General features: G+C 64.2%; 18 protein-coding genes and 1 tRNA gene. 13 read left to right on the top strand and 6 right to left on the bottom strand.

All coding sequences use genetic code 11. The annotated features are described in order from the left end of the window. Positions 1-41: 41 nt before the first annotated feature. Positions 42-1,355, bottom strand: a complete 1,314-nt coding sequence (locus DVB37_RS05060) for an amino acid deaminase (protein ID WP_120157391.1) — start codon at positions 1,353-1,355, stop codon at positions 42-44. Between the two features lie 166 nt (positions 1,356-1,521). Between DVB37_RS05060 and DVB37_RS05065 the strand changes: the two genes are divergently transcribed. From DVB37_RS05065 to DVB37_RS05080, 4 genes are all read left to right on the top strand, one after another. Beyond that, on the top strand, positions 1,522-2,313 hold the full coding sequence (locus DVB37_RS05065) for a deaminated glutathione amidase (protein WP_082134367.1): 792 nt from the start codon (positions 1,522-1,524) through the stop codon (positions 2,311-2,313). A gap of 137 nt (positions 2,314-2,450) precedes the next feature. Next, entirely contained in the window at positions 2,451-3,794 is a 1,344-nt protein-coding gene (locus tag DVB37_RS05070; RefSeq protein WP_120154126.1) for a replication-associated recombination protein A, read from the top strand. A gap of 45 nt (positions 3,795-3,839) precedes the next feature. Beyond that, positions 3,840-5,186 carry a serine--tRNA ligase gene (gene serS, locus DVB37_RS05075; protein ID WP_046803374.1) on the top strand — a complete coding sequence of 449 codons (1,347 nt, stop codon included), beginning with the start codon at positions 3,840-3,842 and terminating at the stop codon, positions 5,184-5,186. Positions 5,187-5,416: 230 nt separating this feature from the next. Beyond that, positions 5,417-5,665 (top strand): hypothetical protein, encoded by a 249-nt coding sequence (locus tag DVB37_RS05080; protein WP_082134366.1) that lies wholly within the window; start codon positions 5,417-5,419, stop codon positions 5,663-5,665. Positions 5,666-5,880: 215 nt separating this feature from the next. On the opposite strand, the gene DVB37_RS28605 is transcribed toward DVB37_RS05080, so the two are convergent. Beyond that, positions 5,881-6,225 carry a virulence factor gene (locus tag DVB37_RS28605; RefSeq protein WP_120154129.1) on the bottom strand — a complete coding sequence of 115 codons (345 nt, stop codon included), beginning with the start codon at positions 6,223-6,225 and terminating at the stop codon, positions 5,881-5,883. 272 nt (positions 6,226-6,497) lie between these two features. After that, the gene (locus DVB37_RS05090) at positions 6,498-6,995 is read right to left on the bottom strand and encodes a PmgT domain-containing protein (RefSeq protein WP_046803373.1); all 498 of its coding nucleotides are present in this window, start codon (positions 6,993-6,995) and stop codon (positions 6,498-6,500) included. A gap of 177 nt (positions 6,996-7,172) precedes the next feature. Here DVB37_RS05090 and DVB37_RS05095 point away from each other — a divergent pair, with 177 nt between their 5' ends. Beyond that, complete coding sequence (locus DVB37_RS05095) at positions 7,173-7,370, top strand: hypothetical protein (protein ID WP_082134365.1); 198 nt, start codon at positions 7,173-7,175, stop codon at positions 7,368-7,370. A gap of 61 nt (positions 7,371-7,431) precedes the next feature. Further along, a complete protein-coding gene (locus DVB37_RS05100) occupies positions 7,432-8,622 on the top strand; it encodes an amidohydrolase family protein (protein WP_120154131.1) in 1,191 nt (396 codons plus the stop codon). Here DVB37_RS05100 and DVB37_RS05105 read toward each other — a convergent pair. Next, complete coding sequence (locus tag DVB37_RS05105) at positions 8,619-9,503, bottom strand: LysR family transcriptional regulator (RefSeq protein ID WP_120154133.1); 885 nt, start codon at positions 9,501-9,503, stop codon at positions 8,619-8,621. The two genes, DVB37_RS05100 and DVB37_RS05105, sit on opposite strands and share 4 nt — an antisense overlap. 163 nt (positions 9,504-9,666) lie before the next feature. Between DVB37_RS05105 and DVB37_RS05110 the strand changes: the two genes are divergently transcribed. Further along, positions 9,667-10,794 (top strand): mandelate racemase/muconate lactonizing enzyme family protein, encoded by a 1,128-nt coding sequence (locus tag DVB37_RS05110; protein WP_104143681.1) that lies wholly within the window; start codon positions 9,667-9,669, stop codon positions 10,792-10,794. Positions 10,795-10,866: 72 nt separating this feature from the next. Then, the gene (locus tag DVB37_RS05115; protein WP_120154135.1) at positions 10,867-11,850 is read left to right on the top strand and encodes a tripartite tricarboxylate transporter substrate binding protein; all 984 of its coding nucleotides are present in this window, start codon (positions 10,867-10,869) and stop codon (positions 11,848-11,850) included. Between the two features lie 44 nt (positions 11,851-11,894). Here the strand turns inward: DVB37_RS05115 and DVB37_RS05120 are convergent, their stop codons facing one another. Next, a complete protein-coding gene (locus tag DVB37_RS05120) occupies positions 11,895-12,761 on the bottom strand; it encodes an IclR family transcriptional regulator (protein ID WP_120154137.1) in 867 nt (288 codons plus the stop codon). A gap of 172 nt (positions 12,762-12,933) precedes the next feature. On the opposite strand from DVB37_RS05120, the gene DVB37_RS05125 reads away from it, so the two are divergent. From DVB37_RS05125 to DVB37_RS05140, 4 genes are all read left to right on the top strand, one after another. Beyond that, positions 12,934-14,586, top strand: a complete 1,653-nt coding sequence (locus DVB37_RS05125; protein ID WP_120154139.1) for an MFS transporter — start codon at positions 12,934-12,936, stop codon at positions 14,584-14,586. 16 nt (positions 14,587-14,602) lie between these two features. Continuing rightward, on the top strand, positions 14,603-15,559 hold the full coding sequence (locus tag DVB37_RS05130) for a carbon-nitrogen hydrolase family protein (RefSeq protein ID WP_120154141.1): 957 nt from the start codon (positions 14,603-14,605) through the stop codon (positions 15,557-15,559). Between the two features lie 3 nt (positions 15,560-15,562). Beyond that, a complete protein-coding gene (locus DVB37_RS05135) occupies positions 15,563-16,180 on the top strand; it encodes a flavin reductase family protein (protein ID WP_046803366.1) in 618 nt (205 codons plus the stop codon). Positions 16,181-16,554: 374 nt separating this feature from the next. After that, positions 16,555-18,150 (top strand): methyl-accepting chemotaxis protein, encoded by a 1,596-nt coding sequence (locus tag DVB37_RS05140; RefSeq protein WP_370638750.1) that lies wholly within the window; start codon positions 16,555-16,557, stop codon positions 18,148-18,150. Positions 18,151-18,263: 113 nt separating this feature from the next. Here DVB37_RS05140 and DVB37_RS05145 read toward each other — a convergent pair. Beyond that, positions 18,264-18,354, bottom strand: a tRNA-Ser gene (locus tag DVB37_RS05145). A 330-nt stretch (positions 18,355-18,684) separates the two neighbouring features. Here DVB37_RS05145 and DVB37_RS05150 point away from each other — a divergent pair. After that, positions 18,685-19,944, top strand: a complete 1,260-nt coding sequence (locus DVB37_RS05150) for a cation:proton antiporter (protein ID WP_120154143.1) — start codon at positions 18,685-18,687, stop codon at positions 19,942-19,944. The last annotated feature ends 72 nt before the right edge of the window (positions 19,945-20,016 follow it).

The raw sequence follows: 20,016 nt of genomic DNA on the forward strand, positions 1-20,016 counted from the left end.
GCCCCCTTGGGCCAGGCGCGTTGCGGCGGGCTAGGGGGCGTTCAGAAGAAGGTTTCGGCTACGTCGGTGACGCGGTACTGCTCGTCCACCAACAACACCTGGCGCCACTTGTCGAACGTCAGGCAGGGGTGGGAAATGTCGAAAGCGATCATGTCGCCGACCTGGATGTCGTCGCCGTCGGCGATCTGCATGAAGGCATGCTGGTCCATCATGGCGGTCAGCTTCCACGCCTGGGGCGCGGCGCAGGGGGCGTTTTGGCCCGGCGTGGCGTCGCCCGGCGAGGCGTCGCCCGGCCTGGCGCGGCCGGGCCGATAATGCAGCGCGGGCGTCGGCAGGCCGGCGTCGAAAGCCGCATCGCGCTTGCCCAGCGCAATAATGGCGCGGCCCGGTTCAGGCAGCGACTGCACATAGGCCCAGACTTGCAAGGCGGGCAGCAGGCCCGGTTCCATTTTTTGCGCGACGGGGTTGTGGGCGTTGATGCGTTCAGCGGCGGACCGGTAGACGCCCACGTCGTGCGACACATAGCAGCCGGGGCGCAGGATCACTTCCAGCGGCGCGCCGATATCCAGCTGCGAGAATTCTTCGGCCACCACATCGAACCAGGCCGAGCCCGCGCCGGAAATAATGGCGGGGCCGTTCTTGCGCAGACGGCCGGCCGTGGCCAGCCCGCGCAGCGCATCGGTGGCGCGGCGCAGGAACGCGCGGATCGCGCCTTCTTCCTGCAACACGCCTTCATAGACTTCAATGCCCGCCAGCGCCAGGCTAGGCCAACGGCCAATTTCGTCGATCACCGCTTGCAACTGCGCATCATCGCGCACGCCGGTGCGTCCGCCCGTGGGGCCAAGCTCGATCAGCACAGGCAAAGTCAGGCTCTGTTCGGCAAAGAACTGGCCTAGCTGGGCGGCGTTGGCGGGGGAATCGACGATGCAGAAGTAGGTGAACGCCGGATCTTGCAACAGGCGCGCGATGATGGCCATGTTGGCGCGGCCCACCAATTGGTTGGCCATCAGCACGCGGCGGATGCCGTGCTGGTACGCGGCCAGCACCTGCGGCGCGGTCGCCAGCGTGATACCCCATGCGCCGTTGTCGATCTGGCGCTTGAACAGCGCCGGGCTCATGGTGGTCTTGCCGTGGGGCGCCAGCTTGACGTGGTACGCCTCCATGAACTGCTGCATCCATTGCAGGTTGTGGCGCACGCGCGCTTCGTACAACACGGCCACGGGCAGACTGACGTCTTCGTCCAGCAGGTTCCAGTTCAGGGCGGCCACACCGGCCGTCGTACAGGACTCGGGGAACGCGCCCAGGCCTTTGCCGTTCACATCCAACAGGGCTGCGGGGGAAGAGGAATGGATCATGGCGGCGCGCTCGTTATGGAAAATATTTACGTGGAAATGCTTTTTTTTCATTATCGTGAAAGAAATTTACAAAGGCAGCTAGGACTTACCCGTACGGTGCGGGCCGGCCGAGTTGGCGCGACAATAGGAAATTCGCGAAAAAAACGCGCTCCATGAAGGAATAGCCATGTTGAAAGTTGCCTTGGGCCAGTTCGCCGTCAGCCGTGTCTGGGAAGAGAACGCGCAGGTCTGCATCGACCTGATGGAGCGGGCCAGCGCGGGCGGCGCCGGTCTGCTGGTCTTGCCCGAAGGCATCCTGGCGCGCGACATCACCGACCCGCAAATCGTGCTGAAAGCCGCGCAGCCGCTGGATGGCCCGTTCATGACGCGCCTGCTGGAGGCCAGCCGGGACTCGTCGCTGGCGACCATGATGTGCGTGCACGTGCCGACCGGCGAAGGCCGGGTCTGGAACACGCTGGTCACGGTGCAAGACGGGCGCATCGTGTCGCAATACCGCAAGCTGCACCTGTACGACGCCTTCACGATGAAGGAATCCACCAACGTCACGCCGGGCACCGAGATCCCCCCGTTGCTGGACATCGCCGGCCTGCGCGTCGGCCTGATGACCTGCTATGACGTGCGCTTTCCCGAACTGGCGCGCCGCTTGGCGCTGGACGGCGCCGACCTCCTGGTGCTACCCGCCGCCTGGGTGCGCGGGCCGCTCAAGGAAATGCACTGGGAGGTGCTGGTCACGGCCCGTGCGCTGGAGAACACCTGCTACGTGGCGGCCACGGGCGAATGCGGCGAACGCAATATTGGGTGCAGCATGGTGGTGGACCCGCTGGGCGTGGTGACGGCGCGCGCGGGCGAAGCCCCGGCGCTGGTGTTTGCCGACATCGACCCCGAGCGCCTGGCGCATGCCCGCAAGGTGCTGCCGGTGCTGGCCAACCGCCGCTTCGGCCCGCCCGAACTGGCCTAGGCGCCCCGGGGCCAGACGGTCCAATGTGTGGTCCGGTGTGTGGTCCGGTGTGTGGTCCGGGGGCGCCCGGAAAGGGCGCGGCGGTCATGGTGTAATGCTGACTTGATCTTCTTGCCGTCTTCCCCCATCTGCTGCCAATGAGCAACGATCTCTTCGCGGCCGATCCTGCGCATCGGCCCTATGTGCCCCTGGCCGAGCGCCTGCGCCCGCGCACGTTGTCCGACGTGGTCGGGCAGTCGCACCTGCTGGGGCCCGACAAGCCCCTGCGCGTGGCCTTTGAATCCGGTCGCCCGCATTCCATGATTTTCTGGGGGCCGCCCGGCGTGGGTAAAACCACGCTGGCGCGCCTGATGGCCGACGGTTTCGACGCGCAATTCATCGCCATTTCGGCGGTGCTGGGCGGCGTCAAGGACATCCGCGAAGCGGTCACGGTGGCGCAAGTGGCGCAAGGCCAGGGCCGCCGCACCATCCTGTTTGTTGATGAGGTGCACCGCTTCAACAAGGCCCAGCAGGACGCGTTTCTGCCCTATGTGGAAAGCGGGCTGTTCACCTTCATCGGCGCCACAACAGAAAACCCTTCGTTCGAAGTCAATTCGGCGCTGTTGTCCCGCGCCCGGGTGTACGTGCTGCAATCGCTGTCGCCCGAGGAATTGCAGCAGCTGGTCGACCGCGCCGTGCACGCCCTGAACGAAGGGCTGGACGACGGCGACGCCGCCATCCGCATCGAACCCGACGCGCGCGAGCAACTGGCCGCCTGGGCCGACGGCGATGCGCGACGGCTGATCAGCGCGGTGGAAGTGGTGGCGGAATCGGCGCAGTCGGCCGGTCGCGACACGGTGGACGCCGCCTGGCTGGAAATATCCCTGTCGCAGAACCTGCGCCGTTTCGACAAGGGTGGCGACGCTTTCTACGACCAGATCAGCGCCTTGCACAAGTCGGTGCGCGGCTCAAATCCCGATGCCGCGTTGTATTGGTTCTGCCGCATGATCGACGGTGGCGCCGATCCCAAATACCTGTCGCGGCGCCTGGTTCGCATGGCGGTCGAGGACATCGGCCTGGCCGACCCGCGCGCCACCGACCTGGCCGTGAACGGCGCCGACATCTACGAACGCCTGGGCTCGCCCGAGGGCGAGCTGGCGCTGGCGCAAGCCGTGGTCTACATGGCCTGCGCGGCCAAATCCAACGCCGTCTACAACGCCTACAACCAGGCGCGCCAATTCGCGGCGGAACACGGCAGCGCGCCGGTGCCGATCCACCTGCGCAATGCGCCGACCAAGCTGATGAAGCAACTGGGCCATGGCAAGGCCTATCGCTATGCCCACGACGAGCCACACGGCTACGCCGCGGGCGAACAATATTTCCCTGACGGACTCAAGCCTTCCTTCTACCGGCCGACCGATCGCGGCCTGGAGGCTAAAATCCAGCAAAAGTTGGCATTTCTGCGCGAGCTGGACGCGCAGGAACGCGCCAAGAACCGGTAACGGGCCCCGGCCCGCCGCCTTCACCCAACCTCAACCGACATCAACATGCTAGACCCGATACTGCTGCGCAAAGACCTGCAAACCGTCGTCGACCGCCTCAAGAGCCGTGGCGTGTCCTTCGACACGGAACGGTTCAACGACCTGGAATCCCGCCGCAAGGCCGTCCAGACCGAAACCGAGTCCCTGCAAGCCCGCCGCAACGCGCTGGCCAAGCAGATCGGTCAGTTGAAGGCCAAGGGCGAAGACGCCAGCGCCGTCATGGCCGAATCGCAGGCCGTGCCCGTTCGCCTGAAGCAGCTGGAAGAAGAGCTGGCGGCCTTGCAGGCCCCGCTGAACGACCTGCTGATGTCGGTGCCCAACCTGCCGCACGCCAGCGTGCCGCTGGGCGAATCCGCCGACGACAACGTCGAAGTGCGCCGCTGGCTGCCCGGCGCCGCCGGTGCGGACGGCAACCCGCCCGCCCTGGCGTTCGAAGCGCGCGACCACGTCGCCATTGGCGAGCCGCTGGGCCTGGATTTCGACATGGCCGCCAAGCTGTCGGGCGCGCGCTTCTCGTTCATGCGCGGCCCCATTGCCCGCCTGCACCGCGCGCTGTCCCAGTTCATGCTGGACCTGCAAACGGGCACGCACGGCTACACCGAGTGCTATACGCCTTACATCGTCAACGCCTCCACCTTGTACGGCACGGGCCAGCTGCCCAAGTTCAAGGACGACATGTTCGCCGTGTCCAAGGGGGGTGGCGATGACGACCCCAAGGTCGATGCCGCCGGCAACCCCTATGTGCGTGAAGACCAATACCTGATCTCCACGTCGGAAATCACGCTGACCAGCGTGGCGCGCGACACCATCCAGGCCGCCGCCGACCTGCCTTTGAAGCTGACCGCGCACACGCCTTGCTTCCGTTCGGAAGCCGGCAGCGGCGGCCGCGACACGCGCGGCATGATCCGCCAGCATCAGTTCGACAAGGTTGAAATGGTGCAGATCACGCAGCCTGACCAATCGTACGAAGCGCTGGAAGACATGGTTGGCCACGCCGAACGCGTGCTGCAATTGCTGGGCCTGCCGTATCGCGTCATGCTGCTGTGCACGGGCGATATGGGTTTTGGCTCCGCCAAAACCTATGACCTGGAAGTGTGGTTGCCCGCGCAAAATACCTGGCGCGAGATTTCGTCGGTGTCCAATTGCGAAACGTTCCAGGCTCGCCGCATGCAGGCCCGTTTCCGCAATGCACAGGGCAAACCGGAATTCGTGCACACGCTTAATGGTTCGGGCCTGGCCGTAGGCCGCGCGCTGGTGGCCGTGCTGGAAAACCATCAACAAGCCGACGGCAGCGTATTGATTCCCGAACCGCTGCAAGCTTATATGGGCGGTTTGACGGTACTGAAACCCTGAAGCGCATTACGTCTATCGGCCATTTGGCGGATAAGAAAACGGAGCCTGGCGGCTCCGTTTTTTTTTATCATAGCGACACATTGCTGTCTTTTTTACTCATTATCATCACAGTGTGAGTGCATGAATTTGATGTGAGCAATTGTGTATTTCTAATATAAGGGCCGGATAGTTGCGGCACAATACACCCGCGTTCTTCACGCTTCATTCACTTATATAACAAGGAGTTGTCCATGACTTCAAGAATGATTGGAGATTTTCGTGTGAGATGCTCTGTCGCTCGCGAAGACGAGCAGGGCTACCGCGTGCAGATATGGACCCGCCGAGTCGGTGGAACCGCGCCGGAAAAATGCTGGACGGTACCCGGACAGGCGCCGTTTTCGGATTTGCACGAAGCAGAGCAGGAAAGCCGTCAGTTGTTCCAAGAAATCAATGGTGTGCGTTTTAACGGTGAGCCGGAGTTTGCCCATGCGTCCGCATAATGGTTGGTGGCGCGCGTCCAGTGCGCCGCGCAGATGGATTGATCTTGTACAGGAATCGCCGCGTTGGGTGGATGGAAAGCCCGCGCCGGTATCGCAAAAATCCGCCTTGGTGGCGGAAAAACCGCTACGAGCCCCCGCGGCTTAATAGGCATCCACCGGGACACCGGACATTGTCCCCACGGAAAAAAGGCCACTCATTTGAGTGGCCTTCGTATTTATCGGCGCCAATCTCCATGGCCCTTGCCATGGCCGTGCCCGTCACGATAATAGCCAGGGCCCGGACCGTAGTAGCGCGGGGGCGGACCGCCGCGCCAGTGGGGGCCGCCACGGTAATAAACCGGGGCGGGGTAAACCACGGGGGGCGCCACGTAGACGGGAGGCGGACGGTAGTAAACCGGAGGCGGCGGAGCCACGTAAATGGGAGCGGGGGCAACGTATACCGGCGCGGGATACACCACACCCGGCACGCCGATGGAAATACCCACGTCCACTCGGGCCAAGGCCACGCTGGAGATCAGCAGACCTGCGGCACCCACACCAGCAATAAGCCACTTTTTCATGTTGCACCTGCCTGCTGCACGACACAGCAAAGTTATTTGACGCCCCTATTTTCGGGCTTTTCGGCCGCGTATTCGTAAGCGCCCCAAGCGCAATAGCGACAATCCGCAACCGTCCCCCGTCACAAGGCTCGGATCGTGCTGCGATGCGGGACTAGTGCTTCTGCTCTGGTAGGCCGAGATCTGAAATCGATTGAAATGAAGTGGAATGCGATGAAGTCACCGGGGGTCGTTACACCCGGTCACCATCCGCCGGGGGCGGCGTGGCGACATCGCTACAGCGTTTGGGTGCGCCGGTATTCCACGACCCAGACCCAGGGGTTGGCGGCCCAGGCATGCGAGCCATAGCGCTCACACCACATCAATGCAAATGCTGTTTGAAGAGGAACGCCGGGCAATAACGCCGACGCTTGGTAAATCGCTTCGGTGCCTTCGGCCCGGGCGTCGGCTTCGGTCAGGGTTTGCAGGCGTTGAATGCGCACGCCTACTACCAATGCGTGAGCAAACGGGTTGCCCGCTTCGTCGCTCAAGACGATGCTTTCACCGGATTTTCCAAAGGGGCATCTGACCCAGCTGGAAGTGCGGCGTAATTCGGTGGGGTTATCGCGATCAGGGCCCATTGCAACCCAGCGCCCGGCGTCGGCCGCGTCCGCGTACCAAGCCGTTGTGAGCTTGGTGGGCTGCGGTTTCAGGATGCGTCGGCTCTGCACTTTCGTGCCCGCCAGAACGGCTTGCTTGTGCGGCTCGCTGAATTGAAGTGACTGCCTTTTCATGCGCTCGCTGTTCTCCTATCTACCAACGTCCGCGGATTCCAAGTGCCGCAGCGTGACACATGCACCAGCTTATTCAGATCAGGATCACGCAGTATGACGTGTCGTGTTCGCGCTGTCAGGCAAGCTTTGTATTAGTGTTGTCTTTTTGTCTTGTGGCGTTGTTTGTATACTCGAGCAATGACTACTGACCTGCATAATCTCAAGCCCGGGTACTACTGGTACACCATGGCCAATGACCCGCTGGCCGTTATCCACATCCATGAAGACGGTGGCGCATCGCTCATGGGTTCGGACTATCGCATCGGCGCCGAAGGCGTTGCCGACATGGTCCGCCAAGGCGAACGCTTTTTCTGGATCGAACCGCCGCAAGTCTGAGCATTCAGGCTGATACGGCCGGCCCCTCGGGCCGGCCGCTTTCGTTTGTCCGGGAACATCCATGACCGACCTCTTGTTGAAGAACGTCCGCGTGTCGGCGGCCGAAACCGTCGACGTGCAAGTGCGCAACGGGCGCATCCTTCAGATCGGTACCGCCGTGCACTCGCCGGCCGACGTGCTGGTCGAGGAGGGCGGCGGCGCGTTGTTGTTGCCGGGGCTGATAGAAGGGCATACCCATCTGGACAAGACGACCTGGGATTCCCCCTGGTACGTCAACGAAGTTGGCCCGCTGCTGACCGACCGTATCGATAACGAACGCGCCTGGCGCGCCAGTTCGGGTCATGATGCCGCCAGCCATGCGCGCGCGCTGGCGCTGGCGTTTTTGCGTGAAGGCACCACCCGCATCCGCAGCCATGTCGATGTCGACACCGACGCGGGCCTGCGCCATCTGGACGGCGTGCATGCCACCCGCGACGAACTCGCGGGCCGCATTGAAATTCAGACCGTGGCATTTCCGCAGTCGGGTCTGCTGGTACGCCCCGGCACCGCGCAACTGCTGGATCAGGCGCTGGCGCAAGGGGCCAATGTGCTGGGCGGGCTGGACCCGTCCGCCATTGACCGCGACCCCGCCCAATCCCTGGATGTGCTGTTCGGCCTGGCCAACAAGCATGGCAAGCCGGTAGACATCCATTTGCACGAGCCCGGCGAGTTGGGCGCGTTTACGTTGGACCTGATCCTGGACCGCGTGCAGGCGCTGGGCATGCAGGGCAAGGTGGTGATCAGCCATGCGTTTTGCCTGGGCGGCGTGGACGCCAAGCGACTGGACGGCTTGCTGAAACGACTGGCCACGCTGGACGTTGCGCTGCTGACCACCGCGCCGCCATCGCGGCCCGTGCCGCCCGTGCGCGCTTGCCGTGAGGCGGGCGTCACGATCTTCGGCGGCAACGATGGCATCCGCGACACCTGGACGCCGTACGGCAGCCCCGACATGTTGGCGCGCGCCATGATGATCGGCCTGCGCAACGACCTGCGGCGCGACGACGAAGTGGAATGGGCGTTTGATTGCGTCAGCGGCGCCGCCGCCCGGGCCTGTGGTTTCGAGGGCTATGGCCTGACGCCGGGCGCGCGCGCCGACCTGGTGCTGGTCGACGCCAGTTGCGTGGCCGAAGCGGTCGTCACGCGCAAGCCGCGCCGCCTCGTCATATCCGGCGGCGTCATCGTGGCGCGTAACGGCCAGGACGCCATCGCCTAGCCGCGCGTCAGGCCCAGCTGCGTTTCAGTCAACGCCGCGAAGGCCCGCATCAACTCCGACCGTACGCCGGCGCGCTGCCAGATCGCACCCACCGTGCGTACGGGGCAGGGCGCGGGCAAGGGCCAGCGCTTGACCCGCGCCACGGGCTCGCCCATCACCGCCCAATCAGGCAGCACCGCCACGCCCAAGCCCTCGGCCACCAGCTTGGCGATGGAGTCGATGCCATCCAGTTCGAACCGTACATGCGGCCGCAAATTGCGCGCGCGCAGGTAATCGTCGGCCATCTTGCCGCCCACCACGCTGCGGTCATAGCAGATGTACGGTTCGCGCGCGATCACCGCTAGCGGGTCGCGCACCTTCATGCCGGCGGGCGTCACCAGCACCAGCGGTTCGTGCCGCAGGTCGCGCCATTCGCAGGTCTTGGGCAGGGAGAACAGCGGGTGCACCAGCAGCGCGCCATCGAGTTCGCCGGACAGTACCTTGCTGTAAAGCAGGGTGGTGGGCGCAGGCTCTATGTAGATCTCGATATGCGGATGGCGCGCCACCCAGGTCCGCAGCACGGGCGGCATGATGCCGGTTAGCGCGGTGGGCGTGGCGCCCAGACGCAAGGGGCCGGCGGGCAGTTCGGTGTCGCTGGCCGCCGAACGCAGGTCGCGCACGTCGCGCAGGATATGGCGGGCACGCTCAAGAATGCGCAGCCCGGCGGGCGTGGGCTTGACGGTGCGGCCCGAGCGGGCAATCAGCGCGCTGCCGACATCCCCTTCCAGCGCGCGCAAGCGCTGCTGCACGGTGGCCGGCGTCAGGCCTTGATGGCGCGCGGCCTGCGCGATGGAGCCCAGTTCCACCACATGCACATAGGTTTGTAGAAAGCGCGAGTCCACGGCGATTGCGCCCCTCTTAAAAGATGGTTTTTCCGTATTCTAAAGATGGATGAAGATAATTGTTGTTTTCTTTGACGGCGGCAAGAATACGTTCAACCCCAGCCGCCCGCGCGCATCAGGCCACGGCGCGGCATGTTGGAAACCCGCCATCAAGGAGCTTGCCGTGCCCATTATTGAATCCATCGACGTTTGCGCCGCCGCCGTGCCGCTGGACAAAGTCACGTCGTTTTCAAACCGCAGCGTATCCACCCGCCACTACGGCCTGGTCAAGGTTCGTTCCACCGACGGCGTCGAGGGCATTGGCTTTTGCTATGTGGGCAGCGCCGGCGGCGCCATCTTCGAAGCGGCCGTGCAAAGCCTGTTGGCGCCCGTGCTGCTGGGCCGCGATTCGCATGCCGTTGAAGGCCTGTGGCAGGCCATGTACCAAGAGGCGCTGCTGCAAGGCCGCCAGGGCACGGTGATGCGCGCGTTAAGCGCACTGGACATCGCGCTGTGGGACTTGAACGCCAAGACTGCCGGATTGCCGCTGCACAAGTTCCTGGGTGCCGTTGAACTGGAGACGGTGCCGGCCTACGCCAGCGGCGGCTATTACCTGGACGGCAAGACGCCGCAGCATCTGGGCGAAGAAATGGCCAGCTATGTGGACAAGGGCTTTCGCGCCGTCAAGATGAAAACGGGCCGCCTGTCGCCGCGCGAGGAAGAGGCGCGCCTGAAGGCGGCGCGCGAGGCGGTTGGCCCGGACGTCGAACTGATGATGGATTGCAATAACGCCTGGCAGGACGTGACGCAGGCCATGCAGTACATCCGCCGCTTCGAGCAGTACGAACCGTATTTCATCGAAGAACCCTTTGGCCCCGACGATATCGACAGCCATGCCAAGCTGGCGCGGCTGACGCATCTGCCGATCGCCACGGCGGAAATCGGCTATGGCCGCTGGTACCACAAGGAACTGCTGGACAAGGGCGCGGCCGGCATCCTGCAAACCGATGCGGCCGTCTGCGGCGGCATCACCGAATGGAAGCGCATTGCCGCCACCGCCGCCAGCTACGGCGTCGTGGTGTGCCCGCATTGGTTCCACGACGTGCACGCGCCGCTGGTGGCGGCCACGCCTAACGCGCGCTACGTGGAGTTCTTCTGGGACGACCAGGTGCTGAATTTCCGCAAACTGGTCGATCGGCAGTTAACCCACAAGCAAGGCCGCGTGGTGCTGCATCAGGAACCGGGCCTGGGTTTCGGGTTTGACGAACGCATGGTGGAAAAATTTGGCAAGTGGGTCCGCGTCAGTCGCTAGGCGCCATCACAAGCAGGCGGCGCTTTTCCAATAAAAGCTGCCGGCCTTCGGGACCGGCGCAAGGAGACAAGAATGCAACGCAGGCAATTCATGACCGGCGCCGCGGCGCTGGGGGCGGCGCTCGTGCTGCCCGTGACGGCGCGAGCGCAGCAGGACATGCCGTCCGGCCCGGTGAAAATCGTGGTGGGTTTTCCGGCCGGCGGAGGCACCGATGTGCTGGCGCGCCTGTTGGGGCAAAAGCTGGGTGTGATGTGGAACATACCCGTCATCGTCGAGAACCGGGCGGGCGCGGCCGGCGTCATCGCCGCCGAACAGGTCGCGCGCCAGCCCAATGACGGCAACACCTTGTTGATGGCGCATGTGAACAGCCACGGTATCGCGCCCGGCCTGCATCCCAAGCTTGCCTATTCGGTGGACCGCGATTTCACGCCCATCGCGCTGGTCGGCAAAACGCCCACCATCCTGATCGGCGGCGCATCGCAACCCGCCAAGACCTTGCCTGACCTGGTCAAGCTGTGCCGCGCGCAGCCGGGCAAGATTGTGTTCGGGTCCGCCGGCGCCGGCTCGGCCCAACACCTGGCGCTGGAGATCTTCAAGGCGCGTGCTGGCATCGACGTGCTGCACGTGCCCTACAAGGGATCGGCGCCGCTGATGAACGATCTGCTGGGCGGCCATGTGCAGTACTGCTTCGAAGGCATGACCACCGCCACGCCGCTGCTGCAATCGGGCAAGGTGATCGCGCTGGCGCAGACGCTGCAACAGCGTTCCAGGAGCCAGCCGGACGTGCCCACGGTGGCCGAACAGGGCTACCCCGGTTTCGAGGCCAGCATCTGGTTCGGCATGGTGGGGCCGGGCAAGATGCCGGACGCCATGGTCCGACGCATGAATCGAGACATCGACCAGGTGCTGGCGATGGCGGATGTGCAGGAAAAGCTGGCGCAGGTCGGCGCGGAAGACGGTGGCGGCAGCGTGCAGCGCTTTGCCGATTTCATGACGCAGGAACAGCGCAAGTACGCCAAGACGATCAAAGACGCGAAGATCGTGGTGGAAAGCTGACCCTGCCGGCGCGCCCCGGCATGCACCTGAGCCGGCGTCGCGCGTCAACCGGCGCGCGTTGCCCCAACCGGCTCTGACCCTTCCCATCCCGCCATGGCCGATATCGACCGCGCTTTTTCGCGCAGCAGCCGCGCGGTGCCGGAATCCAGGTCGTCGTCGATGGCGCCCACCGGCCCCATCAGCGTGATGGCGGCCGTCATTTCGCCCAGCATGTCGAAGATGGGCGCGGACAGCGACGTAAAGTGCGGCAGCAGCGCGTGGCGGCAGCGGCTGATGTGGTGCTTTTGCACTTCGTCGCGTATGGCTTGCACGTCTTTCAGCGTGTAGGAATTGCCCGGCGCCCCGCCGTGGCTTTCCGGCACGGACGATGCCAGTTCCCGCTCCAGCAGGTCGCGCGTCAAGGCATCGGGCAGATGGGCCAGAAAATTGCGGCCCAGCGCGGATGACAGCAGCGGCATCACGGTGCCCACGCGTAATTCCAGCAAGGGCCGGCTGCGGCTGCCTTCCACGCGATAGACGATGGTCGGCCCCTTGTTGCCCCACACGCCCAAAAACACGGTGTGCCCGGTGACGGCGGCCACTTCGGCCATGATCGGCCGCGCCGAGGTGAAGACGTCGAACTGTTCCAGCGCGGCCAGCCCCAGGCGCAACGCGTAGGGCCCCAGGCCGTAGTGCCCCGTGTCCGCATGCTGCTGCACCACGCCCACCTTCTGAAAACTGACCAGGTAGTAGTGCACGTTCGGCACGGTCAGCTCACAGGCGTCCGCGATGTCCTTCAGAGGCAAGGGCCGGCCCGTCTTGCGGATCAGGTCCAGGATGCGAAAGCCCACTTCAATGGACTGGATGCCCCTGCGCGCCGCGGTCGGCGTCTTTTCCGTGTCCTTGTCTACCTTGCCGGCGGGCCTTGCCATCACTGCCTCCACTGTGTGTTTGGCGGCAGTGTAGCAGCGGCGTCCGGCCGCTTTCGAGCGGTCCCCGCGGCCCGTTCCGGGTTTCCCCCAGCTTTGTCCGCCTGGGGTTTAAGTTTGATAATAGTTAATGCGTACAGCAGTATCAATCTAAAAAACACAGGGGAAAGCAAGCATGGAAGCTAATGTGGCAATGGGGCGCGCGGCTGCGGCGCCGACGCTAAGTCGCAAAGAGGAACGCCAGGTGGTGGTGGCCTCGACCTTGGGCACGTTGTTCGAGTGGTATGACTTTTTCATCTACGGGACGCTGGCGGTTTTCATGAGCCAGGTGCTGTTCCCGCAGGACAATCCCACCGTTGCGCTGCTGGCCGCCTTGGGCGCGCTGGCGGTCGGCTTCATCATCCGGCCGCTGGGCGCGGTGATGTTCGGGTACCTGGGGGACAAGTGGGGCCGCAAGTACACCTTCCTGATCACGGTTGTGATGATGGGCGGGGCTACCGTGCTAATCGGCTGCCTGCCCACCTACGAATCGGCGGGCCACCTGTCCTGGATTCTGTTGCTGACGCTGCGCGTGGTGCAGGGCCTGGCGGTGGGCGGCGAGTACGGCGGCGCGGTGATCTACGTGGCCGAGCACTGCGAACCCAAGCGGCGCGGTCTGCTGACGGGCTGGATCCAGATCACCTCGTCGGCCGGCCTGATCCTGTCGCTGGTCGTCATCCTGTGCACCCAGGCATCCATGAGCGCCGATGATTTCCGGCAGTGGGGATGGCGCCTGCCGTTCATCCTGTCGATCGTGATGCTGGCCATTTCGATCTACGTGCGCGCCAAGCTGCACGAATCGCCCGTGTTCACGCGGATGAAGCAGCAGAACCGCCTGTCGAAAAACCCCATCAAGGAAACGTTTGGCCAGTGGTCCAGCTTGCGCCTGGTGATCCTGGCGCTGATCGGCGTTACCGCCGGCCAGGGCGCCACGTATTTCACGGGCCAGTTCTACGTGATGATCTTCCTGCAACAGGCGGTGCAGCTGGACCAGACCAGCGTCTACACCCTGATCCTGATCGGCTTCATCATCGGCGCGCCGACCTTTGTGCTGTTCGGCTGGCTGTCCGACCGCATCGGCCGCAAGTGGATCATGATGGCGGGGCTGTTCATCGCCGCCCTGGGTTATCACTCGATGTTCGACGTGCTGCTCAAGGCCGGCAACCCGGCGCTGGCGCAAGCCATGCAAAGCACGCCCGTCCGCGTGCACGCCGACACCAGCGGCGGCGCGTGCGACTTCGGCTTGCAGGCCGCCATGATCGGCAGCCACGCCGATCACAAGAAGGTGTGCGTGCAGGCCAAGAAATTCCTGGTCGGCAAGGGCATCAACTTCGAATACGCCGCGCCGCTGCCCGGGCAGGAAATCGCGATGAGCGTGGGCGGCACCACCGTCAACGGCTTTGACCGCGCCGCCTACGCCCGCGCCCTGAGCACGGCGGGCTACCCCGATCGCGCCGACCCCGCGCGCGTGGACCGCGCCACCATCATCCTGATCCTGGTGCTGATGACCGCCGTGGTCGCCATGGTGTACGGGCCGGTCGCGTCGTACCTGGTGGAATTGTTCCCGGCCCGCATCCGCTACACCGCGCTATCCTTTCCGTATCACATCGGCGCCGGCATCTTCGGCGGCATCGTGCCCTTTACCGCCACCTACCTGGCCCAGGCCAGCGGCAATATCTTTGGCGGGTTGATGTACCCGGTTGTCGTGATGGTGGTAGTGGGCGTTATCGGCAGCCTGTTCCTGCCGAACACCCGCGCCCAAGCCATCGACGAAGACCCCATCCACTAAAAAAGCGAGGAGAAACATGTCCGTGCAAGCGAGTTTCAAGGCCGCCGTGATCCAGGCCGCGTCCATCCCCACCGACAGCGTTGCCTGCGCCAACAAGGCGGCTTCGCTGATCCGGCAGGCGGCCGAGCAGGGCGCGCGGGTGCTGGTGTTTCCCGAAGCCTTTCTGGGCGGCTATCCCAAGGGCAATTCCTTTGGCGCGCCCATCGGCATGCGCAAGCCCGAAGGCCGCGACGCGTTCGCCAGCTACCACCGGCAGGCCATCGCGCTGGATGGCGAGGAAGTGGCCATCGTGGCGCAGGCCGCAGCCGACACCGACAGCTTCGTGGTGATGGGCTGCATCGAAGCGGACGGCGGCACGCTGTATTGCACCGTGCTGTATTTCAACGGCGCCAAGGGCCTGGTCGGCAAGCATCGCAAGCTGATGCCCACGGCCGGAGAACGGCTGATCTGGGGCTTTGGCGATGGCTCGACCATGCCTGTTTTCGACACGCCTTACGGCAAGATCGGCGCTGTGATCTGCTGGGAAAACTACATGCCCATGCTGCGCATGTACATGTACAGCCAGGGCGTGGCGCTGTATTGCGCGCCCACGGCCGATGACCGCGACAGCTGGATTCCCAGCATGCGCCACATCGCGCTGGAAGGCCGCTGCTATGTGCTGACGGCGTGCCAGCACTTGCGCCGCCAAGCCTACCCGGAAGACTTCGAATGCGCGCTGGGCGATGCGCCCGACACCGTGTTGATGCGCGGCGGCAGCGCTATCATCGACCCCCTTGGTGAAGTGCTGGCGGGGCCGGATTTCTCGGACGAGACCATCCTGTACGCCGACATCAACCCCAACCAGATCCTGCGCGGCAAGTACGACTTCGATGTGGCCGGCCATTACGCTCGCCCCGACGTGTTCCAGTTGCAGGTCGACACCCGAGAAAAGCGGGCCGTCTCAGCGCTTGGCGCGGGCGGCCAGGAGCCCTAAGCCATGCATTTTGATTTCAGCGCGCTGCCTTCGCAGACGGTCTATAAGCTGCTGACCTCGACCGTCACCCCCCGGCCGATCGCGTGGGTCACCACGATATCGGCCGACGGGTGCGTCAACGCCGCGCCGTTCAGCTTCTTCAACGTCATGGGGCACCAGCCGCCCACCGTCGCCATCGGCCTGATGCGCCGGGCCAACGGCGACTTGAAGGACACCAGCGCCAACATCATCGAAAACGGCGAGTTCGTGGTGAACCTGGTGCCTGAAGCGCTGATGCAGCAGATGAACCAGACCTGCGCCGACTACCCTCCGGGCGTGGACGAGCTGGCCAAGGCCGGGCTGACCGCGCTGCCCGCCGCGCATGTTCGTCCACCGCTTATTCAGGGCAGCCCGGTGTCGCTGGAATGCGTCAGCCAGGCCACGATCGTGACCGGCCCGCACCAGGTCGTCGTCATCGGCCGCGTGCTGGGCGCGCATGTGGACGACGCCTTTGTGCAGGACGCCGAGCGCGGCTATGTGAACACGACCGAGATGGGGCTGGTGGCGCGCATGCACGGCAGCGGTTGGTACGCCCGCAGCACGGACCTGTTCCAGCTGGCGCGGCCCACCGTGACGGATTGACGCAACAAGGCGGCCATCACGGCCGCATCATTTTTCAGCGGCCGCGCATCGTGCATCGGCCGCTTTTTTTTTCGCCCTCGGCGGCGGGCGGGCGGTTACGCAAACGCGCGAGCTTGTGGCAAAAAGTTCTCCATTTCGCCCGATGCCGCTCAAATCCGGGCTGCTAGCATTTCCCGGACCGTCAAGAGAATCCTCGAATCCGACTTCTCCGGCGGCATTTACCTGACACAACGAACACCAATATTTTTGGGGGCGGATCATCCAGGGGCTTGCGGGCGTCTGGCTTGCGAAGGCGGCGGCATAGTCCGACGCCATGCAGCTGCCAAAACCCGCATTCACGCGCCTGGGTGGATGCTGGAGGCAGTATGAAAAACATGAAGCTTGGAACCCGTCTTGCGGGTGGCTTTTCCGTCTTGCTGGCGATGATTATCGTCATGTGCATCGTGGGGTTGGTCAGTCTGGCCAACATCAACGAATCGGTCGAAACCGTGACGCAGCGTTCGCTCATCAAGGAACGCCTGATCAGCGACTGGGGCCGCAATATCCAGACCGGCGTGACGCGCACCACCGCCATCGCCAAAAGCGCCGACGCCAGCCTGGCCGGTTTCTTCACGGAAGAGGCGGCCGCGTCCACCCGTAATTCGTCGGCGCTGCAACAAAAGATCGAACCGCTGATCGAGACCGACGAGGAAAAGCGCCTGTGGGAAGGCATCCGCAAGTCTCGCGGCGACTACCTGCGCACGCGTGACGCCATCTTCAAAGCCAAGCAGGACGGCGACGTCGAGGCGGCCAACCGCGTCTTCACGCAGGAATTCCTGCCGGCCACGCGCCAGTTCATCGACCAGATCAACAAGCTGTCGGACCTGCAACGCGCCGAGATCGATGCCAGCGCGGCCGACATCCAAAGCGCCTACGGCGCCGCCAACCTGTGGATGATCGTAATCGGCTCGATTGCGCTGGTTACGGGCCTGGTACTGGCCGTGTTGCTGACACGCGGCATCACTCGCCCGCTGGCCGACGCCGTGCGCGTGGCGCGCACCGTCGCCGCCAATGACCTGACCAGCACGATCACCGTGCGTTCGCGCGACGAGATCGGCCAGCTGATGCAGGCGCTGGAATCCATGAACGCCAACCTGGCCGGCACGGTCGCCAGCATCCGCACCGGCGTGGACAGCATGGCGTCCGCGTCGGGCGAAATCGCGGCCGGCAACACCGACCTGTCGTCCCGCACCGAACAGCAGGCGGCATCGCTGGAGGAAACGGCGGCCTCGATGGAGCAACTGTCTTCCACCGTGAAGCAGAACGCCGACAGCGCCCGCCAGGCCAACCAACTGGCCGCGGCCGCCTCCGACACGGCCTCGCGCGGTGGCGCGACGGTGTCCGAGGTCGTCAGCACGATGAACGCCATTTCGTCCAGCTCGGTCAAGATCGCCGACATCGTGTCCGTCATCGACGGCATCGCGTTCCAGACGAACATCCTGGCGCTGAACGCGGCAGTGGAAGCCGCGCGCGCGGGCGAGCAGGGCAAGGGCTTCGCGGTGGTCGCAGCGGAAGTGCGCACGCTTGCGCAACGCAGCGCACAAGCAGCCAAGGAGATCAAGACGCTGATCGAAGACACCGTCCAAAAGATCAGCCAAGGCTCGATCAGCGCCGAACGCGCCGGCACTACCATGCAGGAAATCGTCAGCTCGGTGCAGCGCGTGACCGACATCATGGGTGAGATCGCGGCGGCCTCCGCCGAACAGGCCGACGGCATCGAACAGGTGAACCGCGCGGTATCGCAAATGGACGAAGTCACGCAGCAAAACGCCGCACTGGTAGAAGAAGCCGCCGCGGCCGCCGGGTCGATGCAGGACCAGGCAGCCGAACTGACGCGGGCAGTCAGCGCGTTCAAGTTGCCGGGGGTTGTCGCGGTAGCGCATGCCTCGCCGCGCGTCGCCATCGGCCACGCATTGGCCCGCGCAGGGTAGGGCGGGGTAGGGCGGTAGGGCACGGCACGGCGGGGTCACCTGACTCTTCAGCCGTCTGCCCGCCGCACAAAGAAAAAAGCCCCTGATTTCTCAGGGGCTTCGTTCTTGAATACTGGCGGAGAGGGTGGGATTCGAACCCACGGTACGGGGATACCGTACGCCTGATTTCGAGTCAGGTACATTCGACCACTCTGCCACCTCTCCGTGGCTGGGTTCCAAAACGGTGGTGCCTCTTGCTTTAAGGCTAAGACCTTTAAGGCTTAGACCTTTAAGGCTTAGACCTTTAAGACCCCAGACTTCAAGTTCTTAAAAGAGGCTTCACTGAAAGATCCCTGGTCGGAAGGATCTTCGTTGTTGGAGCAGCGAAGCCCGCAATTCTACAGGAATTTTTTCTTGTGTGTAAAGGGGGTGCGAAAAAATCTTTGAAGGGAGGCATTCGACGCTTCCGGTGGTCGCGATCTTTGCCCAGAATCCTTCCATTCGCGCTGCGCGCCTTCGGCCTTCCCCCATCATCCCCAGCCGGCATCCTGTTCCATGGACCTGATCCTTATCCTTCTGCTTGCCGCCGTGTTGTGCGTGCCGATCACCCAGCGGCTGGGGCTGGGCGCCATACCGGGCTACCTGATCGCGGGCGTGCTGATCGGGCCGTCCTGCCTGAAGCTGGTGACCAACGTCGACACCATGATCAACGTGTCGCAATGGGGCGTGGTGATGATGCTGTTCATCATCGGGCTGGAACTGTCGCCCAAGCGCTTGTGGGCCATGCGCAGCGAGGTCTTTTTGCTGGGCACCTTGCAGATGCTGGTTTGCGGCCTGCTGCTGGGCCTGGTGTTTGGCGCGGCGCTGCGGCATCTGGCCGGTATGGGATGGCAGGCTGCCGTGCTGTGCGGCTTGTCGCTGGCGTTGTCGTCGACGGCGGTGGCGCTGCGGCTGCTGGATGAGCGCACGTTGACCCGCACGCCGCTGGGGCGATCGGCCCTGGGGGTGCTGCTGTTTCAGGACATGGCAGCCATTCCGATGTTGGTGGCGGCGGGGCTGCTGGGCTCCGACGGCACGTCGGCCCCGTCTTTCAAGGAAGCGCTGGTGGCCGTGGCGGTGGTGACGTTGGCGTATCGGCTGCGCCTGCTGGGCTGGGCCGCCAAGGCGCAGCTGCAAGAACTGTTCACGGCGGCCGCGCTGTTGATGGTGGTGGGCGCCGCGCAGTTGTTCGACTACGCCGGCCTGTCAGCCGGTCTGGGCGGTTTCCTGGTGGGCGTGTTGATGGCGGAATCGCGCTATCGGAACGACCTTGAAAGCGCCATCGAACCCTTCAAGGGGCTGCTGCTGGGCCTGTTCTTCCTGGCCATCGGCATGTCCGTCAACCTGAAGGTGGTGGCCGACCACTGGTCGTTCATTCTTGGCGGCGTGGCGGCTTTGCTGGTCGTCAAGGCGCTGGTCCTGTATGGGTTCGCGCGATTTCTGGGCTTGCCGCGCTACCACCGGCTGCTGTTCGCGATGGTGCTGGCCCAAGGCGGCGAGTTCAGCTTCGCCATCTTCAACGAAGCCTGGGACAACCACCTGGTGAATCTTGAACAGCGCGATGTGCTGTCCGTGGTGGTTGCGATTTCGATGGGCGTGGTGCCGGTGCTGATCAAGCTGCTGGAGCGCGTGCCGGAGAACCGTGGCGGCATGGCGGATCTGCCGGGCCCGGTGCAGACGGCGCCTTCGCCGGAGTCGGAGCCGTTGTCCGGTTCTTCAGCTGACACGTCGACAACCCCCTCGGCAAACCCCGCCGACAGCCCCCCTCGCGCTTGACCCCGCACGGCGTGGGGTCATGGCATGATTGCCGTCTTGTTGGGCGGCTACACTTGTCTCCGCTCTGCTTTT

It is taken from the genome of Achromobacter sp. B7 (assembly GCF_003600685.1).
Taxonomy (GTDB): Bacteria; Pseudomonadota; Gammaproteobacteria; order Burkholderiales; family Burkholderiaceae_B; genus Achromobacter; species Achromobacter spanius_B.